The 25,727-nt window shown below is 32.8% G+C and carries 22 protein-coding genes; all 22 read left to right on the top strand.

The features are described 5' to 3' along the window. Positions 1-2 precede the first annotated feature (2 nt). Entirely contained in the window at positions 3-1,310 is a 1,308-nt protein-coding gene (gene trmFO / locus N524_RS0101370) for an FADH(2)-oxidizing methylenetetrahydrofolate--tRNA-(uracil(54)-C(5))-methyltransferase TrmFO (protein WP_029055445.1), read from the top strand. A gap of 165 nt (positions 1,311-1,475) precedes the next feature. After that, a complete protein-coding gene (xerC, locus tag N524_RS0101365) occupies positions 1,476-2,366 on the top strand; it encodes a tyrosine recombinase XerC (protein WP_017638383.1) in 891 nt (296 codons plus the stop codon). Positions 2,367-2,369: 3 nt separating this feature from the next. Further along, on the top strand, positions 2,370-2,912 hold the full coding sequence (gene hslV / locus N524_RS0101360; RefSeq protein ID WP_017638382.1) for an ATP-dependent protease subunit HslV: 543 nt from the start codon (positions 2,370-2,372) through the stop codon (positions 2,910-2,912). A 90-nt stretch (positions 2,913-3,002) separates the two neighbouring features. Then, positions 3,003-4,406, top strand: coding sequence for an ATP-dependent protease ATPase subunit HslU (hslU, locus tag N524_RS0101355; protein WP_017638381.1), 1,404 nt, complete (start codon positions 3,003-3,005; stop codon positions 4,404-4,406). A gap of 23 nt (positions 4,407-4,429) precedes the next feature. Further along, entirely contained in the window at positions 4,430-5,203 is a 774-nt protein-coding gene (gene codY, locus N524_RS0101350; protein ID WP_017638380.1) for a GTP-sensing pleiotropic transcriptional regulator CodY, read from the top strand. Between the two features lie 293 nt (positions 5,204-5,496). Beyond that, a complete protein-coding gene (rpsB, locus tag N524_RS0101345; RefSeq protein ID WP_029055444.1) occupies positions 5,497-6,285 on the top strand; it encodes a 30S ribosomal protein S2 in 789 nt (262 codons plus the stop codon). Positions 6,286-6,436: 151 nt separating this feature from the next. Beyond that, complete coding sequence (gene tsf / locus N524_RS0101340) at positions 6,437-7,315, top strand: translation elongation factor Ts (RefSeq protein WP_017638378.1); 879 nt, start codon at positions 6,437-6,439, stop codon at positions 7,313-7,315. A gap of 138 nt (positions 7,316-7,453) precedes the next feature. Next, positions 7,454-8,176, top strand: a complete 723-nt coding sequence (gene pyrH / locus N524_RS0101335; protein WP_017638377.1) for a UMP kinase — start codon at positions 7,454-7,456, stop codon at positions 8,174-8,176. 15 nt (positions 8,177-8,191) lie between these two features. Next, positions 8,192-8,746: a ribosome recycling factor gene (gene frr / locus N524_RS0101330; RefSeq protein ID WP_017638376.1), complete on the top strand. Its 555-nt coding sequence runs from the start codon at positions 8,192-8,194 to the stop codon at positions 8,744-8,746. 230 nt (positions 8,747-8,976) lie between these two features. Continuing rightward, positions 8,977-9,747 (top strand): isoprenyl transferase, encoded by a 771-nt coding sequence (locus N524_RS0101325; RefSeq protein WP_029055443.1) that lies wholly within the window; start codon positions 8,977-8,979, stop codon positions 9,745-9,747. A 6-nt stretch (positions 9,748-9,753) separates the two neighbouring features. Beyond that, complete coding sequence (locus N524_RS0101320; protein ID WP_017638374.1) at positions 9,754-10,536, top strand: phosphatidate cytidylyltransferase; 783 nt, start codon at positions 9,754-9,756, stop codon at positions 10,534-10,536. A 242-nt stretch (positions 10,537-10,778) separates the two neighbouring features. Further along, positions 10,779-12,065 (top strand): RIP metalloprotease RseP, encoded by a 1,287-nt coding sequence (gene rseP / locus N524_RS0101315; protein ID WP_017638373.1) that lies wholly within the window; start codon positions 10,779-10,781, stop codon positions 12,063-12,065. A 19-nt stretch (positions 12,066-12,084) separates the two neighbouring features. Further along, a complete protein-coding gene (locus N524_RS0101310; RefSeq protein WP_029055442.1) occupies positions 12,085-13,785 on the top strand; it encodes a proline--tRNA ligase in 1,701 nt (566 codons plus the stop codon). 285 nt (positions 13,786-14,070) lie between these two features. Then, positions 14,071-18,381 (top strand): PolC-type DNA polymerase III, encoded by a 4,311-nt coding sequence (locus N524_RS0101305; protein ID WP_155979879.1) that lies wholly within the window; start codon positions 14,071-14,073, stop codon positions 18,379-18,381. Positions 18,382-18,578: 197 nt separating this feature from the next. Then, a complete protein-coding gene (rimP, locus tag N524_RS0101300; RefSeq protein ID WP_017638370.1) occupies positions 18,579-19,046 on the top strand; it encodes a ribosome maturation factor RimP in 468 nt (155 codons plus the stop codon). Between the two features lie 20 nt (positions 19,047-19,066). Then, positions 19,067-20,299 (top strand): transcription termination factor NusA, encoded by a 1,233-nt coding sequence (nusA, locus tag N524_RS0101295; protein ID WP_017638369.1) that lies wholly within the window; start codon positions 19,067-19,069, stop codon positions 20,297-20,299. A gap of 19 nt (positions 20,300-20,318) precedes the next feature. Further along, positions 20,319-20,603 (top strand): RNase P modulator RnpM, encoded by a 285-nt coding sequence (rnpM, locus tag N524_RS0101290; protein ID WP_017638368.1) that lies wholly within the window; start codon positions 20,319-20,321, stop codon positions 20,601-20,603. Continuing rightward, positions 20,603-20,917, top strand: coding sequence for a L7Ae/L30e/S12e/Gadd45 family ribosomal protein (locus tag N524_RS0101285; RefSeq protein ID WP_017638367.1), 315 nt, complete (start codon positions 20,603-20,605; stop codon positions 20,915-20,917). Before rnpM ends, N524_RS0101285 begins: the two co-directional genes overlap by 1 nt. A 4-nt stretch (positions 20,918-20,921) precedes the next feature. Then, positions 20,922-23,096: a translation initiation factor IF-2 gene (gene infB / locus N524_RS0101280; RefSeq protein WP_029055440.1), complete on the top strand. Its 2,175-nt coding sequence runs from the start codon at positions 20,922-20,924 to the stop codon at positions 23,094-23,096. Between the two features lie 131 nt (positions 23,097-23,227). Continuing rightward, on the top strand, positions 23,228-23,578 hold the full coding sequence (gene rbfA / locus N524_RS0101275; RefSeq protein ID WP_017638365.1) for a 30S ribosome-binding factor RbfA: 351 nt from the start codon (positions 23,228-23,230) through the stop codon (positions 23,576-23,578). Between the two features lie 163 nt (positions 23,579-23,741). Further along, positions 23,742-24,659 (top strand): tRNA pseudouridine(55) synthase TruB, encoded by a 918-nt coding sequence (truB, locus tag N524_RS0101270; RefSeq protein WP_029055439.1) that lies wholly within the window; start codon positions 23,742-23,744, stop codon positions 24,657-24,659. Between the two features lie 12 nt (positions 24,660-24,671). Next, entirely contained in the window at positions 24,672-25,643 is a 972-nt protein-coding gene (ribF, locus tag N524_RS0101265) for a riboflavin biosynthesis protein RibF (RefSeq protein ID WP_029055438.1), read from the top strand. Positions 25,644-25,727 lie beyond the last annotated feature (84 nt).

Below are 25,727 nucleotides of genomic sequence, written 5' to 3'. Positions count from 1 at the left end.
ACATGACACAAACAGTCAATGTAGTTGGTGCAGGTTTAGCTGGTTCTGAAGCTGCCTACCAATTAGCAAAAAGAGGAATTAAAGTAAATTTAATAGAAATGCGTCCAGTTAAGCAGACACCTGCACATCACACTGACAAATTTGCTGAACTTGTATGTTCAAACTCGTTAAGAGGTAATGCACTTACAAATGCTGTAGGTGTTTTAAAAGAAGAAATGCGACGCTTGGATTCACTTATTATTCAAGCAGCAGATAAAGCAAGAGTTCCAGCTGGTGGTGCACTTGCAGTAGATAGACATGATTTTGCAGGTCATATTACAGATACACTTAGAAATCATCCTAATGTGACAGTGCTAAATCAAGAAGTGCACAGTATTCCAGAGGGTTATACAATAATAGCTACTGGGCCACTTACAACTGAAAACTTAGCTAAAGAAATCGTAGACATTACTGGTAAAGACCAACTATATTTCTATGATGCTGCAGCACCTATCATTGAAAAAGATAGTATAGATATGGATAAAGTATATTTAAAATCAAGATATGACAAAGGTGAAGCTGCTTATCTAAATTGTCCAATGACTGAAGAAGAGTTTGATCGTTTTTATAATGCTGTTTTAGAAGCAGAAGTAGCGCCTGTAAATGAATTTGAAAAAGAAAAATATTTTGAAGGTTGTATGCCATTTGAAGTTATGGCAGAACGTGGTCGTAAAACATTGTTATTTGGACCAATGAAGCCTGTTGGATTAGAAGATCCTAAAACAGGAAAAAGACCGTTCGCCGTAGTGCAATTAAGACAAGACGATGCTGCTGGCACACTATACAATATTGTTGGTTTCCAAACACATTTAAAATGGGGCGCACAAAAAGAAGTTATTAAGTTAATTCCTGGTTTAGAAAACGTAGATATCGTTAGATACGGTGTGATGCACAGAAACACATTTATTAACTCGCCAGATGTTTTAAATGAAAAATATGAATTAATTGGACATGACAACATTTACTTTGCTGGTCAAATGACAGGTGTAGAAGGATATGTTGAAAGTGCTGCAAGTGGTTTAGTTTCAGGTATTAACTTGGCACATAAATTATTAAATAAAGGTGAAGTCATTTTCCCAAGAGAAACAATGATTGGTAGTATGGCATATTACATTTCTCATGCTAAGAATGAAAAGAACTTCCAACCGATGAACGCTAATTTTGGATTATTACCATCGTTAGAAAAACGTATTAAAGATAAAAAAGAAAGATATGAAACTCAAGCGAATCGTGCTTTAGAATATCTTGAGAATTATAAAAAAACTTTATAATTTTCAAGTACATGAACTAGGTGGCAAATGCTATCTAGTTTTTTGTTGGTTACTGCTTATAAAGATATAGTGTTACAATTCTCGAAAGATTTTGAATTGAATATCAAATCACTGTAAGCCCTACCATGAATATGCTACAATTCAATATGATGGAGGCGAAATTTATTGAATGATATTCAAAAAGCGTTTCTCTATATGTTAAAAGTTGAACGGAATTTTTCAGATCATACACTTAAGTCTTATCATGACGATATTGTGCAATTTAATCACTTTTTAGATCAAGAGTGTTTAGATTTAAATGATTTTGAATATAAAGATGCAAGAAATTATTTAAGTTTTTTATATTCGAAAAATTTGAAAAGAACTACAGTTTCACGTAAAATTTCTACGTTACGTACTTTTTATGAATATTGGATGACGCAAGATGAGACGGTCGTTAATCCTTTTGTTCAACTTGTTCATCCCAAGAAAGAACAATATCTTCCTCAATTTTTTTATGAAGAAGAGATGGAAGCATTATTTAAAACAGTTGATACTGACAATAAAAAGGGCATGAGAGATAAACTCATACTTGAATTACTATATGCCACGGGAATTCGCGTTTCTGAGTTAGTGAATATAAAAAGAAATGACTTAGATATGAATTTACCTGGTGTCAAAGTATTAGGTAAAGGTAATAAAGAAAGATTTATACCTTTTGGAGAATTTTGTAAACAAAGTATCGAACGGTATTTAGAGGAATTCAAACCTTTAAAAAATGTTGATCATGATTATTTAATCGTTAATATGCAGGGTCAGCCTATTACAGAAAGAGGCGTAAGATATGTACTTAATGATGTGGTCAAACGTACGTCAGGTGTTACAAATATTCATCCGCATAAGTTAAGACACACGTTTGCAACTCATCTACTTAATCAAGGCGCTGATTTAAGAACAGTACAATCTTTATTAGGTCACGTTAATTTATCAACAACTGGTAAATATACGCACGTATCGAATCAACAATTGAGAAAAGTTTATCTCAATGCACACCCTCGAGCAAAAAAAGGAGAATGATTTATGGATAATTCATTACATGCAACAACGATATATGCTGTTAGACATAATGGCGGTGCTGCAATGGCAGGAGATGGACAGGTCACATTAGGCCAACAAGTCATTATGAAACAAACAGCTAGAAAAGTGAGACGTTTATATGATGGTAAAGTGCTTGCAGGCTTTGCAGGTAGTGTTGCCGATGCATTTACACTTTTTGAAAAATTCGAAACTAAATTACAACAATTTAGCGGAAATCTTGAAAGAGCTGCTGTTGAACTTGCGCAAGAATGGCGAGGAGATAAACAACTACGTCAACTTGAGGCAATGCTAATTGTTATGGATAAAGATGCTATTTTAGTTGTAAGTGGTACAGGAGAAGTTATAGCACCTGATGACGATTTAATCGCTATTGGTTCAGGTGGGAATTATGCATTAAGTGCAGGTAGAGCACTTAAGAGACATGCAACACATATGTCTGCTGAAGAAATGGCATATGAAAGTTTGAAGGTTGCATCTGACATTTGTGTATTCACAAATGATAATATTATAGTTGAAACATTATAAATATATTTAATCATTCGAGCAAATTGATTTGTATATAAATTAAATAACACTAATTTCAAGTAATTTATGATATATGGAGGTAAAGCATTCATGGATACAAATGGTATTAAATTAACACCGAAAGATATTGTATCTCGATTAAATGAATATATTGTCGGGCAAGATGACGCAAAAAGAAAAGTGGCCATTGCCCTACGCAATAGATACAGAAGAAGTTTATTAGATGAAGAATCTAAACAAGAAATTGCACCTAAAAATATTTTAATGATTGGACCAACTGGTGTTGGTAAAACTGAAATAGCTCGTAGAATGGCTAAAATTGTTGGTGCGCCATTTATTAAAGTAGAGGCAACTAAATTTACTGAAGTTGGCTATGTAGGACGAGACGTAGAAAGCATGGTAAGAGACTTAGTAGATGTATCCGTTCGTTTAGTCAAAGATGAAAAGAAAGAATTGGTTAAAGATGAAGCAACTCAAAAAGCCAATGACAAACTAGTTAAATTGTTAGTTCCAAGTATGAAGAAAAAAGCTTCTCAAGGAAACAATCCGTTAGAATCACTTTTTGGTGGTGCTATTCCTAATTTTAATCAGAACAATGAAGAAGAGGAAGAACCACCAACAGAAGAGATTAAAACAAAACGTTCTGAAATCAAGCAACAACTTCAAGAAGGTAAGTTAGAAGAAGAAAAAGTACGTATTAAAGTTGAACAAGATCCTGGTGCATTAGGCATGTTAGGAACGAATCAAAATCAACAAATGCAAGATATGATGAATCAACTTATGCCTAAGAAGAAAGTTGAACGTGAAGTACCAGTTAAAACAGCACGTAAAATATTAGCAGATGATTTTGCTGATGAGTTAATTGATCAAGAAACTGCAAACCAAGAAGCATTAGAATTGGCAGAACAAATGGGAATTATCTTTATTGATGAAATTGATAAAGTGGCAACAAATAACCAAAATAGCGGACAAGATGTTTCAAGACAAGGTGTTCAAAGAGATATCTTACCAATCCTTGAAGGTAGCATGATTCAAACTAAATATGGTACTGTAAATACTGAACACATGCTATTTATTGGTGCTGGTGCATTCCATGTTTCTAAGCCTAGTGATTTAATTCCAGAACTTCAAGGTAGATTCCCAATTAGAGTAGAACTTGATAGTCTATCAGTCGAAGACTTCGTAAGAATTCTTAAAGAACCTAAATTATCACTAGTTAAACAATATGAAGCATTACTTGAAACAGAAGAAGTAACTGTTAATTTCTCTGACGAAGCTATTACTCGATTAGCTGAAATCGCATATCAAGTTAACCAAGATACAGATAATATTGGTGCTCGTAGATTACACACAATATTAGAAAAAATGTTAGAGGATTTATCATTTGAGGCACCAAGCATGCCAAATGCTGTAGTTGATATTACACCGCAATATGTAGACGATAAATTAAAATCAATCTCAACAAATAAAGATTTAAGTGCATTTATTCTATAAATATACAAAGAAGGAGAAAAATTATGAGCTTATTATCTAAAACAAGAGAGTTAAACACTTTATTACAGAAACACAAAGGCATCGCAGTAGATTTTAAGGACGTAGCCCAAACAATTAGTAGCGTTACAGTTACAAATGTATTCATCGTGTCGAGAAGAGGTAAAATTTTAGGATCAAGTTTAAACGAATTACTTAAAAGTGATCGTATCATTCACATGCTTGAAGATAGACACATCCCTGCAGAATACACTGATCAATTAATGGACGTAAAAGAAACACAATCAAATATTGATATTGATAATGTTTTAACTGTATTCCCTCCAGAAAATAGAGAAGTATTTATTAATAGTAAAACAACTATTTTCCCTATACTAGGTGGAGGAGAAAGATTAGGTACCTTAGTTTTAGGAAGAGTACAAGACGATTTCAACGAAAACGATTTAGTTTTAGGTGAATATGCAGCTACTGTTATCGGAATGGAAATTTTACGTGAAAAACACAATGAAGTAGAAAAAGAAGCACGCGATAAAGCTTCAATTACTATGGCGATTAATTCATTATCATATTCTGAAAAAGAAGCTATTGAACACATCTTTGATGAATTAGGTGGTAACGAAGGATTACTAATCGCATCTAAAGTAGCTGATAGAGTTGGTATTACTCGTTCAGTAATTGTTAATGCTTTACGTAAACTTGAAAGTGCTGGTGTTATTGAGTCACGTTCACTAGGTATGAAGGGTACATTTATAAAAGTTAAAAAAGAAAAATTCTTAGACGAATTAGAGCGAAATAAATAATAAATCAATTTAGGTTTGGGTAGTGTACTTTTATACCTGAACCTTTTTTATGTTATCTACTCAGTTGTTTTTTGATTGTGATTTTAACATTAATTAAGAGATTAAAAGTTGCTCAATTACATTCAACTAATCAGTAGAAAGCCATTGCATTAAACATCAAATTATGATATATTTATTTTCGGCTATGAAGCCAATACGCACATAATAAATGTAAATATAGAGGGTGCAATATTTAATTATTGTCTTTATATGAGTTTGTTATGGAGGTAATTAACCAATAGGAGGAATTTATAATGGCAGTTATATCAATGAAACAATTGTTAGAAGCTGGTGTTCACTTCGGCCACCAAACACGTCGTTGGAACCCAAAAATGAAAAAATATATCTTCACTGAAAGAAATGGTATTTATATCATTGACTTACAAAAAACAGTGAAAAAAGTTGAAGAAGCATACAACTTTATTAAACAAGTATCTGAAGATGGCGGTAAAGTCTTATTCGTAGGTACTAAAAAACAAGCACAAGAATCAGTTAAAGCTGAAGCAGAACGTGCTGGACAATTCTACGTTAACCAAAGATGGTTAGGTGGAATCTTAACTAACTACAAAACAATCTCAAAACGAATCAAACGTATTTCTGAAATTGAAAAAATGGAAGAAGACGGATTATTCGAAGTATTACCTAAAAAAGAAGTTGTTGAACTTAAAAAAGAATACGACCGTTTAATTAAATTCTTAGGCGGTATTCGTGATATGAAAACTATGCCTCAAGCATTATTCGTAGTTGATCCTCGTAAAGAGCGCAACGCAATTGCTGAAGCACGTAAATTAAATATTCCAATCGTGGGTATTGTTGACACTAACTGTGACCCAGATGAAATTGATTATGTAATCCCAGCAAACGACGATGCTATCCGTGCCGTTAAATTATTAACTGGTAAAATGGCAGACGCTGTTTTAGAAGGTCAACAAGGTGTATCAAACGAAGAAGTAGCTGCAGAACAAAACATCAATTTAGATGATAAAGAAGAATCTGACAAAGCAGAAACAACTGAAGAAAACACTTCTGTTGAATCAAACTAAGTTATAGTTTAAATGGGTGATAAGATACTAATGCTTATCACCTTTTTTTAAAAAATAAAAATAAAGTATAGAGTATTGGAAATTTTACTAACAATAATGGTAGAATTTAGATATATCTATAATAGAATTATATATACTGGAGGAATAATTAATGGCAATTTCAGCTAAACTTGTAAAAGAATTACGTGAAAAAACTGGCGCTGGTATGATGGACTGTAAAAAAGCGCTAACTGAAACTGATGGTGATATGGATAAAGCGATCGACTACTTACGTGAAAAAGGTATTGCTAAAGCAGCTAAAAAAGCTGATCGTATCGCTGCAGAAGGTCTTGTACATGTTGAAATCAATGGTAACGAAGCAGCTATCGTTGAAATCAACTCAGAAACAGACTTCGTTGCTCGTAACGAAGGTTTCCAAAATTTAGTTAAAGAAATTGCTAACCAAGTTCTTGCTACAAAAGCAGAATCAGTTGATGCATTAATGGAAACTAAATTTGAAGACGGTAAAACTGTTGACGAAAAAATGAAAGAAGCTATTTCTACAATTGGAGAAAAATTAAGTATCCGTCGTTTCTCAGTTAGAACTAAAACTGATAACGATGCTTTTGGTGCTTATTTACACATGGGTGGACGTATCGGTGTATTAACAGTTGTTGAAGGTACTACTGACGAAGAAGCAGCTAAAGATGTTGCTATGCATATCGCTGCAATCAACCCTAAATACGTTTCATCTGATCAAGTAAGCGAAGATGAAATTAGCCATGAAAAAGAAGTACTTAAACAACAAGCATTAAACGAAGGTAAACCAGAAAACATCGTTGAAAAAATGGTTGAAGGTCGTTTACGTAAATATTTACAAGAAATTTGTGCTGTTGACCAAAACTTCGTTAAAAACCCAGACGAAACAGTTGAAGCTTTCTTAAAATCTAAAGGTGGTAAACTTGTTGACTTCGTACGTTATGAAGTAGGCGAAGGTATGGAAAAACGTGAAGAAAACTTCGCAGATGAAGTTAAAGGACAAATGAAATAATTAGTCATATTGTTAACAAGAAAGAAGACACCTGAAAGGTTTTCTCAAAGTGAAGTAGATACTTTGCTTTAGAGAAGACATCCGTGTCTTCTTTACTTATATACTTTTACATATTTCTACTATAGAGAGGATAAGAAAATGGCTCAAACTTCAAAATATAAACGTGTAGTCTTAAAACTTAGTGGTGAAGCACTTGCAGGTGACAAAGGTTTTGGTATAAATCCAATGATCATTAAAAGTGTAGCTAAACAAGTTGCTGAAGTAGCAAAAATGGATTGTGAAATTGCTGTCATCGTTGGTGGCGGTAATATTTGGAGAGGTAAAACAGGAAGCGATTTAGGTATGGATCGCGGTACTGCTGACTATATGGGCATGTTAGCTACAGTTATGAACGCTTTAGCTTTACAAGATAGCCTTGAACAATTAGATTGCGATACTCGAGTATTAACTTCAATCGAAATGAAACAAGTTGCAGAACCATATATTCGTCGTCGTGCTATTCGTCACTTAGAGAAGAAACGTGTTGTTATCTTTGCGGCTGGAATTGGAAATCCTTATTTCTCTACGGATACTACAGCAGCTTTACGTGCAGCTGAAGTCGAAGCTGATGTCATTTTAATGGGTAAAAATAATGTTGATGGCGTATATTCAGCTGACCCTAAAGTAGATAAAAATGCAGTTAAATATGAACATTTAACACATATTCAAATGTTACAAGAAGGATTACAAGTTATGGACTCAACAGCATCATCATTCTGTATGGATAATAATATTCCATTAAATGTGTTCTCAATTATGGAAGAAGGCAACATTAAACGTGCTGTTATGGGCGATAAAATTGGTACATTAATTACAAAATAATACGAGGTGTAAAAAATGAGTGACATTATTAAAGATACTAAATCAAGAATGCAAAAATCAATCGATAGTTTATCTAAAGAATTAGCTAATATTAGTGCAGGAAGAGCCAATTCTAATTTATTAAATGGTGTAAATGTAGATTACTATGGTGCACCAACGCCAGTGCAACAATTAGCAAGTATTAATGTTCCTGAAGCAAGATTACTTGTTATTTCACCATATGATAAATCATCTGTTGCTGATATCGAAAAAGCTATAAACGCTGCTAACCTTGGTGTTAATCCAACTAGTGACGGTGAAGTAATTCGTATTTCTGTACCTGCTTTAACTGAAGAACGTCGTAAAGAATTAGTTAAAGAAGTTAAAAAAATCGGTGAAGACGCAAAAGTTTCTATAAGAAACATCCGTCGTGACGTAAACGACCAAATCAAAAAAGATGAAAAAAATGGTGACATTACTGAAGACGATTTAAGAAGTCAAACAGACGATGTTCAAAAAGCTACTGATAATTCAATTAAAGAAATTGATCAATTAGTAGATGATAAAGAAAAAGACATTATGTCAGTGTAATTAAACTTTAATGCGATAGTTTCATCTTGCCAGATACAATACATCTGGAGATGAAATTGAAAGACAAAATGATGCTATTTTCATTCTAGTCTAAACTGTACCAAGTAAGACTTTGGTACAGTTTTTTTATTTGCTTATTCAATGCTATAAATGAGTATGATAAAATGGTAGATGATTGTTTAAACAACCTATACTATATTACAGAGATGATCAGGCTCGGAGGAAAGACCATGTTTAAAAAGCTTAGAAATAATAACAAGAGTGAAAATAATCAATTTAATGATTTAGATTTACATAATATACCTGAACATGTTGCTATTATTATGGATGGAAATGGGCGTTGGGCTAAAAAACGCAGAATGCCTCGCATAAAAGGACATTATGAAGGTATGCAAACAATCAAGAAAGTCACAAGAGAAGCTAGTGATATCGGTATCAAATATCTTACCTTATACGCTTTCTCCACTGAAAATTGGTCTAGACCTGAAAGTGAAGTAAACTATATTATGAATTTACCAGTTAATTTTCTAAAAACATTTTTACCTGAATTAATTGAAAAGAATGTTAAAGTAGAAACAATTGGTTTTCAAACAGGGTTACCGAAATCAACAATCGAAGCTATTGATCATGCCAAAGAAAAGACAAAAAATAACACAGGATTGAAATTAATTTTTGCAATTAATTACGGTGGTCGTGCTGAAATTGTCCAAAGTATGAAGATGATATTTGATGAGTTTCAAGAAAAAGGACTTAATAGTAATGATATTAATGAAACGATGATAGATCAGCATTTAATGACCCAAAATTATCCTGATCCAGAATTATTAATTCGAACTTCTGGCGAACAAAGAATAAGTAACTTTTTAATTTGGCAAGTTTCATACAGTGAATTCATTTTTAATGAAAAATTATGGCCAGACTTTGATGGTGAAGAATTGAAAAATTGTTTAAAAATTTACCAATCTCGCCAAAGACGTTTTGGAGGATTGAGTGAGGAGTAAAGTAGTATGAAAGTAAGAACATTGACAGCAATTATTGCTCTATTAATATTCTTGCCCATCCTATTAAAGGGTGGATTAGTACTAATGCTTTTTGCTAATTTATTAGCATTAATTGCATTAAAAGAACTTTTAAATATGAATATGATTAAATTTGTATCAATTCCAGGGATTATTAGTGCTATTGGATTAATTATCATTATGTTGCCACAAGATGCTGGAAATTGGGTACAAGTCATTCAATTGAAAAGTTTAATTGCTATGAGTTTTATAGTGTTAAGTTATACTGTTTTATCTAAAAATAGATTTAGTTTTATGGATGCGGCATTTTGTTTAATGAGTGTTGCATACGTAGGAATAGGCTTTATGTATTTTTATGAAACACGTTCTGAAGGTTTACATTATATATTATTTGCATTCTTGATTGTTTGGTTAACTGACACTGGTGCTTATTTGTTTGGACGTTTAATGGGAAAACACAAATTATGGCCGGTTATTAGTCCTAATAAAACAATTGAAGGATTTATAGGTGGTATTTTCTGTAGTTTATTAGTACCTCTACTCATGCAATTTTTTGTAGACTTCAACTTAAATGTATGGTTACTATTGCTTGTAACTATTATTTTAAGCATGTTTGGTCAATTAGGTGATTTAGTAGAATCAGGATTTAAAAGACATTTTGGTGTTAAAGATTCAGGAAGAATTTTACCAGGACATGGTGGTATATTAGATAGATTTGATAGCTTTATGTTTGTATTACCATTATTAAACATTCTTTTAATTCAAATTTAATATCATCAATCATTTTCAAATAAATATAATGTTATAATGGGGGAGTTATTGAAATGTATTATCATTTCTTAACTCCTTTTCATAACTCATACATAACTTTTATGGAAAAATTAGAAATTTTGAAAAGCTTATCCAAATTTGTATGCTAAATTTGGTAATCGTAATATAATGTTTTTATTATTGTCTTATTATTAATGGAAGTTATAAATTGAAATATTACTTAAAAAATTGAGGTGTAGCGCGTGAGCTATTTAATTACAATATTAGCGTTCATCATAGTATTTGGTGTACTAGTCACTGTTCATGAATATGGACATATGTTCTTTGCTAAAAGAGCAGGCATTATGTGCCCGGAATTTGCTATTGGTATGGGCCCTAAAATATTTAGTTTTAGAAAAGATGAAACCTTATATACAATTCGAATTTTACCTGTAGGTGGGTACGTTCGTATGGCAGGAGATGGACTTGAAGAACCACCTGTTGAACCTGGTATGAACGTTAAAATTAAATTAAATGAACAAGATGAAATTACACATATCATCTTAGATGATCAACACAAATTTCAACAAATTGAAGCAATTGAAGTAAAACAATGTGATTTTAAAGATAATTTATTTATTGAAGGAATTACTTCATATGATGAAGAACGACATCACTTTAATATTGCTAAGAAAGCATATTTTGTTGAAAATGGTAGTTTAATTCAAATTGCCCCAAGAGATCGTCAATTCACACATAAAAAACCTTTACCTAAATTTTTAACATTATTTGCAGGACCATTATTCAATTTTATTTTAGCAATCGTCTTATTTATTGGGTTAGCTTATTATCAAGGTACACCTACAACAACAGTAGGAGATTTGGCAAAAGGTTTACCAGCTGAAAAAGCAGGCCTAAAAGCTGGAGATAAAATTGTACAAGTCGGCAATCATAAGGTTAAAGACTACAATGATATTAAAAAGGTTTTAGATAAAAATAAATCTGCTAAAACAACTATTAAAGTTGATCGAGATGGCAAGACTAAATCAATTGATTTAGAACCTAAGAAAAGAGAAATCAAACAAACTAAAAATAAATCTGAAACCGTTTATCAAATTGGTTTTATACCAGAGAAAGAACACACCGTATTTAAACCTTTAGTTATGGGTGTTGAACAATTCTTCAAAGCAGGCACTTTAATATTTACAGCTGTTGTCGGAATGATAGCTAGTATTTTCACAGGCGGATTTTCATTTGATATGTTAAATGGTCCTGTTGGTATATACCATAATGTGGATTCAGTGGTGAAATCAGGTATCATTAATTTAATTACTTATACAGCACTATTAAGTGTTAACCTAGGGATTATGAATTTATTACCAATACCTGCATTAGATGGCGGACGTATTTTATTTGTTTTCTACGAAGCAATATTTAGAAAACCTATAAACAAAAAAGCAGAAACGACTATTATTGCAGTCGGTGCTATTTTCGTAATTATTATTATGATCTTAGTTACTTGGAATGACATACAACGATATTTCTTATAAATAGGGAGGCAAAGTTACTATGAAACAATCTAAAGTTTTTATACCAACAATGAGAGAAGTACCTGCAGAAGCAGAAGCTTTAAGTCATAGATTACTATTAAAAGCAGGTTTAATTAAACAAAGTACGAGTGGAATTTATAGTTATCTACCACTAGCAACTCGTGTACTTAATAACATTTCTAAGATTATTCGTGAAGAAATGGAAAGCGTTGATGCAGTAGAAATTTTAATGCCAGCGCTACAACAAGCTGAATTATGGGAAGAATCAGGTCGTTGGGGTGCCTATGGTCCTGAATTAATGCGTTTAAAAGACCGTAATGGACGCGAATTTGCATTAGGACCTACACATGAAGAAGTCGTAACATCACTTGTAAGAGATGAATTAAAATCATATAAGCGATTACCGATAACATTATTCCAAATTCAATCTAAATTCAGAGACGAAAAACGTCCTCGTTTTGGCTTACTACGTGGAAGAGAATTTATTATGAAAGATGCATATTCTTTCCATGCCGATGAAGCTTCATTAGATGAAACATATCAAGACATGTATAACGCATATGATCGCATCTTTAAACGTGTAGGTATCAATGCGCGTCCAGTTGTAGCAGATTCTGGTGCTATTGGTGGTAGTCATACTCACGAATTTATGGCATTAAGTGAAATTGGTGAAGATACTATTGTTTATAGTAACGAGACAGACTATGCTGCGAATATTGAGAAAGCTGAAGTCGTATATCATGCCAATCCTAAAGAATCAAGCGGTAAAGCTATGGAAAAAATAGCTACACCAGGTGTTAAAACATCTCAAGAATTAGCAGACTTTTTAAACAGACCGTTAGATGAGATTGTTAAAACAATGATTTTCAAAGTAGATGGCGAATTTATAATGGTGTTGGTTAGAGGGCATCATGAATTAAATGACGTAAAATTAAAAGCTTATTTTGGTACTGATAATATTGAAATGGCTACGCAAGATGAAATTGTCAATTTATTGGGTGCTAGTCCTGGTTCATTAGGTCCAGTTCACGATAAAGATATAAAAATTTACGCAGATCATTTTGTGAAAGATTTATCTGATTTAGTTGTGGGTGCAAATGAAGATGGATATCACTTCGATAATGTACAATTAGACCGTGATTTTAAAGTAGATGAATTTGGAGACTTTAGATTCATTCTCGAAGGAGAAACATTAGCTGATGGTTCTGCTGCACAATTTGCTGAAGGAATTGAAGTAGGACAAGTATTCAAACTCGGTACTAAATATTCTGAAGCAATGAACGCAACGTTCTTAGATAATCAAGGAAAAGCTCAGCCACTTATTATGGGATGTTACGGAATTGGTGTATCAAGAACGTTAAGTGCAATCGTTGAACAACATAATGATGATAATGGAATTATTTGGCCTAAATCAGTAACACCATTTGATTTACATTTAATCACTATTAATCCTAAAAAAGATGACCAACGCGAACTTGGAGACCAATTTTATAATCAATTAATGAAGCAATATGATGTATTATATGACGATAGACAAGAGCGTGCCGGCGTTAAATTTAATGATTCAGATTTAATTGGATTACCTATTCGAGTTGTTGTGGGTAAACTTGCTTCAGAAGGAATTGTTGAAGTAAAACAACGTTCAACAGGAGAAAGTGAAGAAATTCATATTGATCAATTAGAAGATTACATTAAAGATTTATATTTAACATTAAACTAAATTACGATTAATAAATATTGTATAAGAAATATTTACATTATTTAGTATTCGAGCATTGAGTAGGAGTGTGATAACGAATTCAAATTGAGTTCTTATCCACTCCTTTATTTTCTTTTAAAATTTCAAAATGTAATCAATGAAATATAAGTCATTTAAGCGTATAATATAATATAAATTTGCTTTGAACTTCATAGCATAAATCAGTATAATTTGTAGCGTTGTTATCATATTAATCATGGAAATTTTCGAGAGAATTATATATTTAAGGTGGTTTTCGTATTGGCAATGACAAATCAGGAAAAATTTAAAGTACTTGCTGATCAAATTAAAATTTCTAATCAGCTAGATTCAGAAATCATAGAGCAAGGCGAGTTAACAAGAATTGATGTCTCAAGTAAAAACAGAACATGGGAATTTCATATTACATTGCCGCATTTTTTATCACATGAAGACTACCTACTCTTTAATCATGCAATAGTAGAAGAGTTTAAAGAAATAGCTACTGTAAAATGCTATTTCACAGTAAAAAATACTGATAATCAAGATGAACATGCTATCAAATATTTTGGGCATTGTATTGACCAAACAGCATTGTCACCTAAAGTTAAAGGTCAGTTAAAACAAAAACGTTTGATTATGTCAGGTAACATTTTAAAAGTAATGGTATCTAATGATATCGAGCGTAATCACTTTGATAAAGCATGTAATGGTAGTTTAATAGCAGCATTTAAAAATTGCGGATTTGATATTGATAAAATTGTGTTTGAAACAGATAATACCAATCATGATGATGACTTAGCATCACTAGAAGCACATATTCAAGAAGAAGATGAACAAAGTGCACGAGAAGCTACTGAAAAATTAGAAAAAATGAAAGCAGAAAAAGCTAAACAACAAGATAATAATGAAAGTGATGTAGATAATTGTCAAATTGGTAAACCAATTCAAGTTGAAAATATACGTTCTATAGAGTCTATTATCGAAGAAGAATTTAAAGTGGCTGTAGAAGGTGTTATCTTTGATATCAACTTAAAAGAGTTAAAAAGTGGACGCCACATTGTAGAATTAAAAGTAACAGATTATACCGATTCATTAGTGTTAAAAATGTTTACACGTAAAAATAAAAATGATTTAGATCATTTTAAAGCATTAAGTGTAGGTAAATGGGTACGTGCACAAGGTCGTATCGAAGAAGATACATTTGTCAGAGACCTAGTTATGATGATGTCTGACATAGAAGAAATTAAAAAATCTCCTAAAAAAGATAAAGCTGAAGAAAAAAGAGTTGAATTCCATTTACATACATCAATGAGTCAAATGGATGGTATTCCTAATATTAGCGGATATGTTGACCAAGCCGCTCAATGGGGACATAAAGCTATAGCTGTTACTGACCATAATGTTGTTCAAGCATTTCCAGATGCCCATGCAGCAGCTGAGAAAAATGGTATTAAGATGATATATGGTATGGAAGGTATGTTAGTAGACGATGGCGTTCCAATTGCATATAAACCTACTGATCGAGATTTAAAAGATGCTACCTATGTAGTATTCGACGTTGAGACTACAGGTTTATCAAACCAATACGATAAGATTATTGAATTAGCTGCCGTTAAAGTACACGATGGAGAAATCATTGATAAATTTGAGAGATTCAGTAACCCACATGAAAAACTATCCGAAACAATCATTAACTTGACACATATTACAGATGACATGTTAACAGATGCTCCAGAAATCGAAGAAGTGCTTACAGAATTTAAAGAATGGGTTGGCGACGCAATATTTGTAGCTCACAATGCTTCTTTCGATATGGGATTCATTGACACGGGTTATGAACGATTAGGCTTTGGACCATCAACTAACGGAGTTATTGATACGTTAGAATTATCACGTACAATCAATACAGAATACGGAAAACACGGTTTGAATTTCCTTGCCAAAAAATATGGCGTGGATTTAACACAACATCACAGAGCCATTTATGATACCGAAGCAACTGCTTATATTTTCATTAAAATGGTACAACAAATGAAAGAATTAGGTGTAACTAACCATATTGATATAAATAAAAAGTTAACCAATGAAGATGCTTATAAAAGGGCAAGACCTTCACACGTCACTTTAATCGTACAAAACCAACAAGGATTGAAAAATCTATTTAAAATAGTAAGTGAATCGCTAGTTACTTATTATTACAGAACACCTAGAATCCCTAGATCGTTATTAAATGAATATAGAGAAGGTATACTTGTTGGAACTGCATGCGATGAAGGTGAGTTATTCACTGCAGTAATGCAACGTGATCAATCTGAAGTTGAAAAAATAGCTAAATATTATGACTTTATAGAAGTACAACCTCCTGCATTGTATCAAGATTTAATCGATCGAGAACTTATCAGAGATACTGAAACATTACATGAAATCTATAATCGATTAATAGAAGCGGGTAAAAGTGCGAATATCCCAGTTATTGCGACAGGTAATGCACATTATTTATATGAACATGATGCTATTGCACGTAAAATACTTATTGCTTCACAACCAGGTAATCCGTTAAATCGTTCGACATTACCAGAAGCACATTTTAGAACAACTGATGAAATGTTAGATGAGTTACACTTTTTAGGCGAAGAAAAAGCATATGAACTCGTAGTAACTAATACTAATGCTTTAGCTGACCGAATTGAACGTGTTGTTCCGATTAAAGACAAACTATATACACCGAGAATGGATGGAGCTAACGAGGAAATTCGAGAATTAAGTTATAGCAATGCTAAAAAATTATACGGCGAAGACCTACCTCAAATAGTTATTGATCGTTTAGAGAAAGAATTAGATAGTATTATAGGTAATGGATTCTCAGTTATTTATCTAATTTCACAACGTTTAGTTAAAAAATCATTAAATGATGGTTATTTAGTTGGTTCACGTGGATCAGTTGGATCAAGTTTTGTGGCAACGATGACAGAGATTACTGAGGTTAATCCATTGCCACCTCATTACATTTGTACGCATTGTAAAACGAGTGAGTTCTTTGATGACGGTTCTGTTGGTTCAGGCTTTGATTTACCTGATAAGAAATGTTCACAATGTGGTAATGATTTAATTAAAGAAGGACAAGATATCCCGTTCGAAACATTCTTAGGATTTAAAGGGGACAAAGTACCAGATATTGACTTGAACTTTAGTGGTGAATACCAACCCAATGCACATAACTATACAAAAGTATTGTTTGGTGAAGATAAAGTTTTCCGTGCAGGTACTATCGGTACAGTTGCTGAAAAAACAGCATTCGGTTTCGTTAAAGGTTATTTAAATGATCAAGGTATTCACAAACGTGGCGCAGAAGTTGACCGTTTAGTTAAAGGTTGTACAGGCGTTAAGAGAACTACAGGTCAACACCCTGGTGGTATTATCGTTGTTCCAGATTATATGGATATTTATGATTTTACACCAATACAATATCCAGCCGATGATCAGAGTTCAGCTTGGATGACAACACACTTCGATTTCCATTCAATTCATGATAATGTATTGAAACTCGATATACTTGGACACGATGATCCTACAATGATACGTATGTTACAAGATTTATCTGGCATTGATCCTCATACGATACCTGTTGATGATAAAGAGACGATGAAAATCTTTAGTAGTCCTGAAAGTTTAGGCGTTACTGAAGAAGAAATTTTATGTAAAACAGGTACGTTTGGCGTCCCTGAATTCGGTACTGGATTCGTAAGACAAATGCTCGAAGATACTAAGCCAACTACTTTCTCTGAGTTAGTTCAAATTTCAGGATTATCTCATGGTACAGACGTTTGGTTAGGTAATGCACAAGAATTAATCCGTGCAGGCATTTGTGATCTATCATCAGTAATTGGTTGTCGTGATGATATTATGGTGTATCTAATGTATGCAGGTTTAGAGCCTTCTATGGCCTTCAAAACGATGGAGTTTGTGCGTAAAGGTCGTGGTTTGACTGATGAAATGGTTGAAGCTATGAAAGAAAATGATGTCCCTGATTGGTATTTAGATTCATGTCGTAAGATTAAATACATGTTCCCTAAAGCCCATGCAGCTGCCTATGTATTAATGGCAGTTCGTATTGCGTATTTCAAAGTGCATCATCCACTATATTATTATGCGTCATACTTTACTGTTAGAGCATCTGATTTTGATTTAATTACAATGATTAAAGATAAAGAAAGTATTAAAAATACAGTTAAAGATATGTACTCAAGATATATGGATTTAGGCAAAAAAGAAAAAGACGTGTTAACTGTTCTTGAAATTATGAATGAAATGGCACATCGTGGTTACCGCATGCAGCCTATCAGCCTTGAAAAAAGCCAAGCATTCGATTTCATAATTGAAGATGACAGTTTAATTCCACCGTTTATTGCTGTTCCAGGACTAGGGGAAAACGTTGCTAAGAGAATTGTTGAAGCGCGAGAAGAAGGACCATTTTTATCAAAAGAAGACTTAAATAAAAAAGCAGGTCTATCACAAAAGGTAATTGAATACTTAGATGATTTAGGTTCATTACCAGGCTTACCTGATAAAGCACAATTATCAATTTTCGATATGTAAATTAAAAATAAGAGTTAATTTTAGTAATCAATTTATAGAATAACTATTTCATTTTAATGAACAACCATAGTGATTATGCTGTGATTTGTTTACAAGTGAAACTTATGATATACTTATGTTGCTTAAAAAATTAGTAACTCAGGCAAAAGAGTGGGCATATACCCGCTCTTTTCTATTTGCCTAAAAGGGAGGCCTGTATGAGTAAAATAGCTGAACAAGTAGAACCTATTATTCAACCCGTATTAGATGACCTTAACTTTGAACTAGTTGAAATTGAGTATGTTAAAGAAGGTAAAGATCATTTTTTAAGAATTTCTATAGATAAAGATGGTGGCGTTGATTTAAATGATTGTACGTTAGCATCTGAAAAAATCAGCGAAGCAATGGATGAAAACGATCCTATACCTGAAATGTATTACCTTGATGTTGCTTCTCCAGGTGCTGAAAGACCTATTAAAAATGAAAAAGCACTTAAAGATGCAATTACACATCCTATCTTTGTATCACTTTATGCACCTATTGAAAAAGAAAAAGAATGGTTAGGTATTTTAAAAGATGTCAAAGAGGATATTATACTAATAGAAGTTAAAGAAAAATCTAAAACTAAAACGATAGAAATACCACGCAATAAAATTGCAAAAGCACGTCACGCAGTAATGCTTTAACGTGGTGAGGAGGAAAAATCGTGTCAAGTAATGAATTATTATTAGCTACTGAATATTTAGAAAAGGAAAAGAAAATTCCTAGAGAAGTTTTAATTGATGCAATTGAAGCAGCTTTAATTACAGCATATAAGAAAAACTATGATAGTGCTAGAAACGTGAGAGTAGAGTTAAACATGGATGAAGGTACTTTCAAAGTTATAGCAAGAAAAGAAGTTGTTGAAGAAGTATTCGATGACAGAGAAGAAGTGGATATTAGTACAGCATTAGTTAAAAATCCAGCATATGAAATTGGTGACATTTACGAAGAAGACGTAACACCTCAAGATTTCGGACGCGTAGGTGCTCAAGCTGCAAAACAGGCTGTTATGCAACGCTTAAGAGATGCTGAAAGAGAAATTCTTTATGATGAATTTATCGACAAAGAAGAAGACATTTTAACAGGTGTTATTGATCGTGTTGATCATAGATATGTATACGTAAATTTAGGCCGTATTGAAGCAGTATTATCTGAGGCTGAAAGAAGTCCTAATGAAAGTTACATTCCAAATGAACGAATCAAAGTATTTGTTAATAAAGTTGAACAGACAACTAAAGGACCTCAAATTTATGTTTCAAGAAGCCATCCAGGTTTACTAAAACGTTTATTTGAACAAGAAGTACCTGAAATCTTTGACGGTACAGTTATTGTTAAATCTGTTGCACGTGAAGCTGGCGATCGCTCTAAAATCAGTGTTTATTCTGAAAATCCTGATATTGATGCAGTTGGTGCATGTGTAGGTTCTAAAGGTGCACGTGTAGAAGCGGTTGTTGAAGAACTAGGTGGAGAAAAAATTGATATCGTTCAATGGAATGAAGATCCTAAAGTATTTGTAAGAAATGCGTTAAGTCCATCACAAGTATTAGAAGTCATTGTTGATGAAGAAAATCAATCAACAGTTGTTGTCGTTCCAGATTATCAATTGTCATTAGCTATTGGTAAACGTGGTCAAAATGCACGTTTAGCTGCTAAACTGACTGGATGGAAAATTGATATCAAATCTGAAAGCGATGCACGTGAAGCGGGTATTTATCCTGTTATTGAAACTGAACCTATTGCGGACGAAGTAGTCAATACAGGTGACGAAGATGTTGAATTTGATGATGTGAATTTAGAAGAATCTAATTTAACAACTGCAGAATTAGCTGCTGAGACAGATGAAGAATTAGAAGAAACAGATGACGTTTCTGTTGAAGATAAAGATACAGAAAAATAGGTTGGAGTGATGATGTAACATGAAAAAGAAAAAAATTCCAATGCGTAAATGTATCATATCGAATGAAATGCATCCTAAAAAAGATATGATTAGAGTTGTGATCAATAAAGAAGGCGAAATTTTTGCTGACGCTACTGGTAAGAAACAAGGACGAGGTGCTTATGTTTCAAAAGATGTCCAATTAGTAGAAAACGCACAACAAAAAGAAGTTTTAGAAAAATATTTTAAAGCGTCAAAAGAACAATTAGAACCTGTTTATAAAGAGGTTATTCGTTTAATTTATAGAGAAGAGATTCCAAAATAATGAATGAGAAGATATTTAATTTTTTAGGGCTTGCAATGAGAGCTGGCAAAGTGAAAACGGGTGAATCAGTTATTGTCAATGATATGCAAAAAGGCAATATAAAATTAGTTATATTAGCTAATGATGCTTCTCCTAACACTATGAAATTAATACAAAATAAAACTTCGAGTTATAAAGTGCCATTAAGGGTATTTGGAACTAGAGAAGAGTTAGGGATAGCTATTGGTAAAGGTGAGAGGGTGAACGTAGGTTTAACTGATCAAGGTTTTGCCAAAAAATTGCTATCTATGATAGATGAATATCGTGAGGAGTGATTATATGAGTAAACAAAGAATTTACGAATATGCGAAAGAATTAAATCTAAAGAGTAAAGAGATTATAGATGAATTAAAGAGTATGAACGTTGAAGTGTCAAATCACATGCAAGCTTTAGAAGACGACCAAATTAAAGCTTTAGACAAAAAGTTCAAGCCAGAACAAAGCAAAGAAAACACTAAAAATACTCAAAATAATCACAAAAAATCTGAAAACAAACAACAAAACAATCAGAAACAAAATAATAATAAATCAAATAATCAAAGTGGTCAGAATAAAAACAACAAAGGTAAACAACAAAACAACCAAAATAATCAAAATAACAACAATAATAAGAAAAATAATAAGAATAACAAAAATAATAAAAACAATAAAAAGAACAACCAAAAACAAAACAACCAACAACAAGCAGAACCTAAAGAAATGCCATCAAAAATTACGTACCAAGAAGGTATTACAGTTGGCGAATTAGCTGATAAGTTAAATGTTGAATCTTCAGGTATTGTTAAAAAATTATTCTTATTAGGTATTGTTGCAAATATTAATCAATCATTAGATCAAGAGACATTAGAGTTAATTGCAGATGACTATGGTGTTGAAATCGAAGAAGAAGTTGTTATTGAAGAAGAAGACTTATCAATTTATTTCGATGATGAATCACAAGATCCAGATGCAATTGAGCGTCCAGCAGTAGTAACAATCATGGGACACGTTGACCACGGTAAAACAACATTACTAGACTCAATTCGTCACACTAAAGTAACAGCAGGTGAAGCTGGCGGTATCACTCAACATATTGGTGCTTATCAAATTGAAAATGAAGGTAAAAAAATCACTTTCCTTGATACACCAGGACACGCAGCTTTCACTACTATGCGTGCACGTGGTGCTCAAGTGACAGATATTACAATTTTAGTAGTAGCTGCTGATGATGGTGTTATGCCTCAAACTATTGAAGCAATTAACCATGCGAAAGAAGCCAATGTTCCAACAATTGTAGCAGTTAATAAAATTGACAAACCAACATCAAATCCAGACCGTGTTATGCAAGAATTAACAGAATATGGTTTAATTCCTGAAGACTGGGGTGGCGATACTATCTTTGTACCACTTTCAGCTTTAAGCGGTGATGGTATCGATAATTTATTAGAAATGATTGGTTTAGTAGCAGAAGTACAAGAATTAAAAGCTAACCCAGAAAAACAAGCTGTAGGTACAGTAATTGAAGCAGAATTAGATAAATCACGTGGTCCAGCTGCATCACTATTAGTACAAAACGGTACATTACACCAAGGTGATTCTATCGTAGTTGGTAATACGTATGGACGTATTCGTGCTATGGTAAATGATTTAGGACAACGTATTAAAACTGCTGGTCCATCAACTCCAGTTGAAATTACTGGTATTAACGATGTACCTCAAGCAGGCGATCGCTTTGTAGTATTTAAAGACGAAAAACAAGCTCGTCGTATTGGTGAAGCACGTCATGAAGAAAGTGTTATCCAACAACGTCAAGAAAGTAAAAATGTTACTTTAGATAACTTGTTTGAACAAATGAAACAAGGTGAAATGAAAGACTTAAACGTGATTATTAAAGGTGACGTTCAAGGTTCTGTTGAAGCATTAGCTGCATCATTAATGAAAATTGATGTTGAAGGTGTAAACGTACGTATCATTCACACTGCTGTAGGTGCGATTAATGAATCAGATGTAACATTAGCCAATGCATCAAATGGTATTATCATCGGATTTAACGTTCGTCCTGATTCAGGAGCAAAACGTGCTGCTGAAGCTGATAATGTAGATATGCGTTTACATCGCGTTATCTATAACGTTATCGAAGAAATTGAATCAGCAATGAAAGGTCTACTTGATCCTGAATTTGAAGAACAAGTGATTGGACAAGCAGAAGTACGTCAAACATTTAAAGTATCTAAAGTTGGTACAATTGCAGGTAGTTATGTTACTGACGGTAAGATTACACGTAATGCAGGTGTACGTGTTATCCGTGATGGTATCGTACAATTTGAAGGTGAATTAGATACACTAAAACGTTTTAAAGACGATGCTAAAGAAGTTGCTCAAGGTTATGAATGTGGTATTACAATTGAAAAATACAATGACCTAAAAGAAGGCGACATTATTGAAGCATTCGAAATGGTTGAAATTAAAAGATAATTTATATTAATGATTTATTCGAGGTTGAGACTGGCGACACTTTTTGAAACAACGTTAAGTTTCTAAAAAGAAAATTGCCTTGATCTCACCTCTTATTTTAACTAAAGAAAAATTTAGAAAGGGTGACAAAGATGAGCAATATGAGAGCAGAACGTGTTGGCGAACAAATGAAAAAAGAAATCATGGATATCGTTAACAATAAAGTGAAAGACCCACGTGTTGGTTTTATCACAATTACTGATGTTGAATTAACAAATGATTTATCTCAAGGAAAAGTTTATTTAACAGTTTTAGGCGATAAAAAAGAAGTCGACAACACATTTAAAGCATTAGAAAAAGCTAAAGGCTTTATCAAATCTGAGCTTGGATCACGTATGAGATTACGTATCATTCCAGAATTATCATTTGAATATGATGAATCCATTGAATACGGAAATAAAATCGAACGAATGATTCAAGATTTACACAAACAAGATAAATAAATATAGTATGACAACACTTAGCCTGGGAAACTTTTTTCTCAGGCTAAATACATATAAAATGACTGAATAGATTTTAATTATCTATCAAACAAATCATATTACTAATTAGTAGTGGTATAATAGCCAGGGATATTAATATTGATAATTAAAAAGGTGTGAAACCATGTATAACGGTATATTACCAGTATTTAAAGAAAGAGGCTTAACTAGCCATGATGTAGTATTTAAGTTAAGAAAAATACTTAATACTAAAAAAATAGGTCATACTGGAACATTAGATCCTGAAGTATCAGGCGTATTGCCTATTTGTGTAGGACCGGCTACTCGTGTAAGCGATTATGTTATGGAGATGGGGAAAGCATATGAAGCAACAGTAACCATTGGAAGAAGTACAACTACAGAAGACCAGACAGGAGAAACAGTTGAACATAAATCAATTACTGAAACTGATTTGACTGAACAACAAGTAGATCATGTTATTAAACAATTCGAAGGTACAATTGAACAGATTCCACCTATGTACTCATCCGTTAAAGTTAACGGCAAAAGATTATATGAATATGCACGTAATAATGAAACGGTTGAAAGACCAATAAGACAAGCCACTATAAAAATTATTAAACGTACATCACCATTACGTTTTGATGGGGAAGAATGTCACTTTGATATAGCAGTTAGTTGTGGTAAAGGAACATATATACGAACACTAGCTACTGATATAGGTGCTAAACTAGGGTATCCTGCTCATATGTCATTATTAACTCGTATTGAATCTGGAGGCTTTAATTTAGAACAAAGTTTGTCATTAGAAGATATTAAAAATTTGCATGAGCATGATTCGTTACAAGATAAATTGTTTCCTATAGAATATGGTTTGAAAGGTTTACCACAACAAATGGTTACAGATGATCAAATCAAACAACGCATCCTAAACGGACAAAAATTTTATAAAAAGCAGTTCGAAAACATTAATGATGATCAATTTGTATTTGTAGATAATGCATCACAAAAAGTGTTGGCTATATATATCATACATCCAGATAAACCAGGAGAATTAAAACCTAAAAAAGTATTTAATTAAAGGAGATTTATTATGAAAGTGATAGAAATTACCCATCCAATTCAAGAAAATCAAAGAATAAATGAAAACGTTGCGATGGCGTTTGGTTTCTTTGATGGTATGCATAAAGGGCACGATAAAGTTTTTCAAACTTTAGATGAACAAGCGCAATCACACGGATTGAAAAAAGCAGTTATGACCTTTGATCCGCATCCATCAGTTGTGTTAAATCCAGAACGTAAAAGAACAACTTATTTAACACCACTTTCTGATAAAATTGACATGATTGAAGCACATGGTGTTGATTACTGTATTGTCATCAATTTTTCATCTAGATTTGCTAATGTTACTTCTGAAGAATTTATAGAAGAATATATTATTAAAAATAATGTTAAAGAAGTTATTGCAGGATTTGATTTTACATTTGGAAAATTCGGTAAAGGTAACATGTCAGTGTTAAATGAGGTAGAAGACTTTAACACTACTATAGTTGGTAGACAAGAATTAGGCGAAGAAAAAATATCAACAACTGCTATTAGAGAAGCATTGCAAAATGGAGAACTACAAAAAGCCAATGAAGAATTGGGTTACTTATATAAAATCAAAGGTACTGTAGTTCAAGGTGAAAAACGAGGCCGTACTATTGGTTTTCCAACTGCAAATGTTCATCCTAGCGATGATTACTTATTACCAAAAAAAGGTGTATACGCTGTAAGTATGGAAATCGGAGCAGAACAAAAGCTGTTCCGTGGAGTTGCTAATGTAGGTGTTAAACCAACTTTCCATGACCCAGCTAAAGCCGAAGTAGTTATCGAAGTAAATATTTTCGATTTCGATGAAAATATTTACGGTGAACGTGTAGTTGTTTATTGGCATCATTTCTTAAGACCGGAAATAAAATTTGATGGTATAGATCCATTGGTTGAACAAATGAATGATGATAAAGCGCGTGCAAAATATTTATTATCAGTTGATTTCGGTGATGATGTATCATATAATATATAAAGTTGATTAAAACGAGTTGATTCGTTTTAACCACAACCTTTTTCTTAGTAGGTCGAGACTCCGACGCCTAACTCGGATAAAGGT

It is taken from the genome of Staphylococcus sp. URHA0057, from assembly GCF_000620265.1.
Classification (GTDB): domain Bacteria; phylum Bacillota; class Bacilli; order Staphylococcales; family Staphylococcaceae; genus Staphylococcus; species Staphylococcus pasteuri.
Note: the sequence above shows the minus strand (reverse complement) of the source record. Positions and strands in the feature narration are given on the sequence as shown.

Excerpts from the sequence above, each read along its gene's own strand:
- trmFO (WP_029055445.1), top strand. The coding sequence starts at position 3 with ATGACACAAACAGTCAATGTAGTTGGTGCAGGTTTAGCTGGTTCTGAA.
- hslV (WP_017638382.1), top strand. The coding sequence starts at position 2,370 with ATGGATAATTCATTACATGCAACAACGATATATGCTGTTAGACATAAT.
- hslU (WP_017638381.1), top strand. The coding sequence starts at position 3,003 with ATGGATACAAATGGTATTAAATTAACACCGAAAGATATTGTATCTCGA.
- codY (WP_017638380.1), top strand. The coding sequence starts at position 4,430 with ATGAGCTTATTATCTAAAACAAGAGAGTTAAACACTTTATTACAGAAA.
- rpsB (WP_029055444.1), top strand. The coding sequence starts at position 5,497 with ATGGCAGTTATATCAATGAAACAATTGTTAGAAGCTGGTGTTCACTTC.
- tsf (WP_017638378.1), top strand. The coding sequence starts at position 6,437 with ATGGCAATTTCAGCTAAACTTGTAAAAGAATTACGTGAAAAAACTGGC.
- pyrH (WP_017638377.1), top strand. The coding sequence starts at position 7,454 with ATGGCTCAAACTTCAAAATATAAACGTGTAGTCTTAAAACTTAGTGGT.
- frr (WP_017638376.1), top strand. The coding sequence starts at position 8,192 with ATGAGTGACATTATTAAAGATACTAAATCAAGAATGCAAAAATCAATC.
- N524_RS0101325 (WP_029055443.1), top strand. The coding sequence starts at position 8,977 with ATGTTTAAAAAGCTTAGAAATAATAACAAGAGTGAAAATAATCAATTT.
- N524_RS0101320 (WP_017638374.1), top strand. The coding sequence starts at position 9,754 with ATGAAAGTAAGAACATTGACAGCAATTATTGCTCTATTAATATTCTTG.
- N524_RS0101310 (WP_029055442.1), top strand. The coding sequence starts at position 12,085 with ATGAAACAATCTAAAGTTTTTATACCAACAATGAGAGAAGTACCTGCA.
- N524_RS0101305 (WP_155979879.1), top strand. The coding sequence starts at position 14,071 with ATGACAAATCAGGAAAAATTTAAAGTACTTGCTGATCAAATTAAAATT.
- rimP (WP_017638370.1), top strand. The coding sequence starts at position 18,579 with ATGAGTAAAATAGCTGAACAAGTAGAACCTATTATTCAACCCGTATTA.
- rnpM (WP_017638368.1), top strand. The coding sequence starts at position 20,319 with ATGAAAAAGAAAAAAATTCCAATGCGTAAATGTATCATATCGAATGAA.
- N524_RS0101285 (WP_017638367.1), top strand. The coding sequence starts at position 20,603 with ATGAATGAGAAGATATTTAATTTTTTAGGGCTTGCAATGAGAGCTGGC.
- infB (WP_029055440.1), top strand. The coding sequence starts at position 20,922 with ATGAGTAAACAAAGAATTTACGAATATGCGAAAGAATTAAATCTAAAG.
- rbfA (WP_017638365.1), top strand. The coding sequence starts at position 23,228 with ATGAGCAATATGAGAGCAGAACGTGTTGGCGAACAAATGAAAAAAGAA.
- truB (WP_029055439.1), top strand. The coding sequence starts at position 23,742 with ATGTATAACGGTATATTACCAGTATTTAAAGAAAGAGGCTTAACTAGC.
- ribF (WP_029055438.1), top strand. The coding sequence starts at position 24,672 with ATGAAAGTGATAGAAATTACCCATCCAATTCAAGAAAATCAAAGAATA.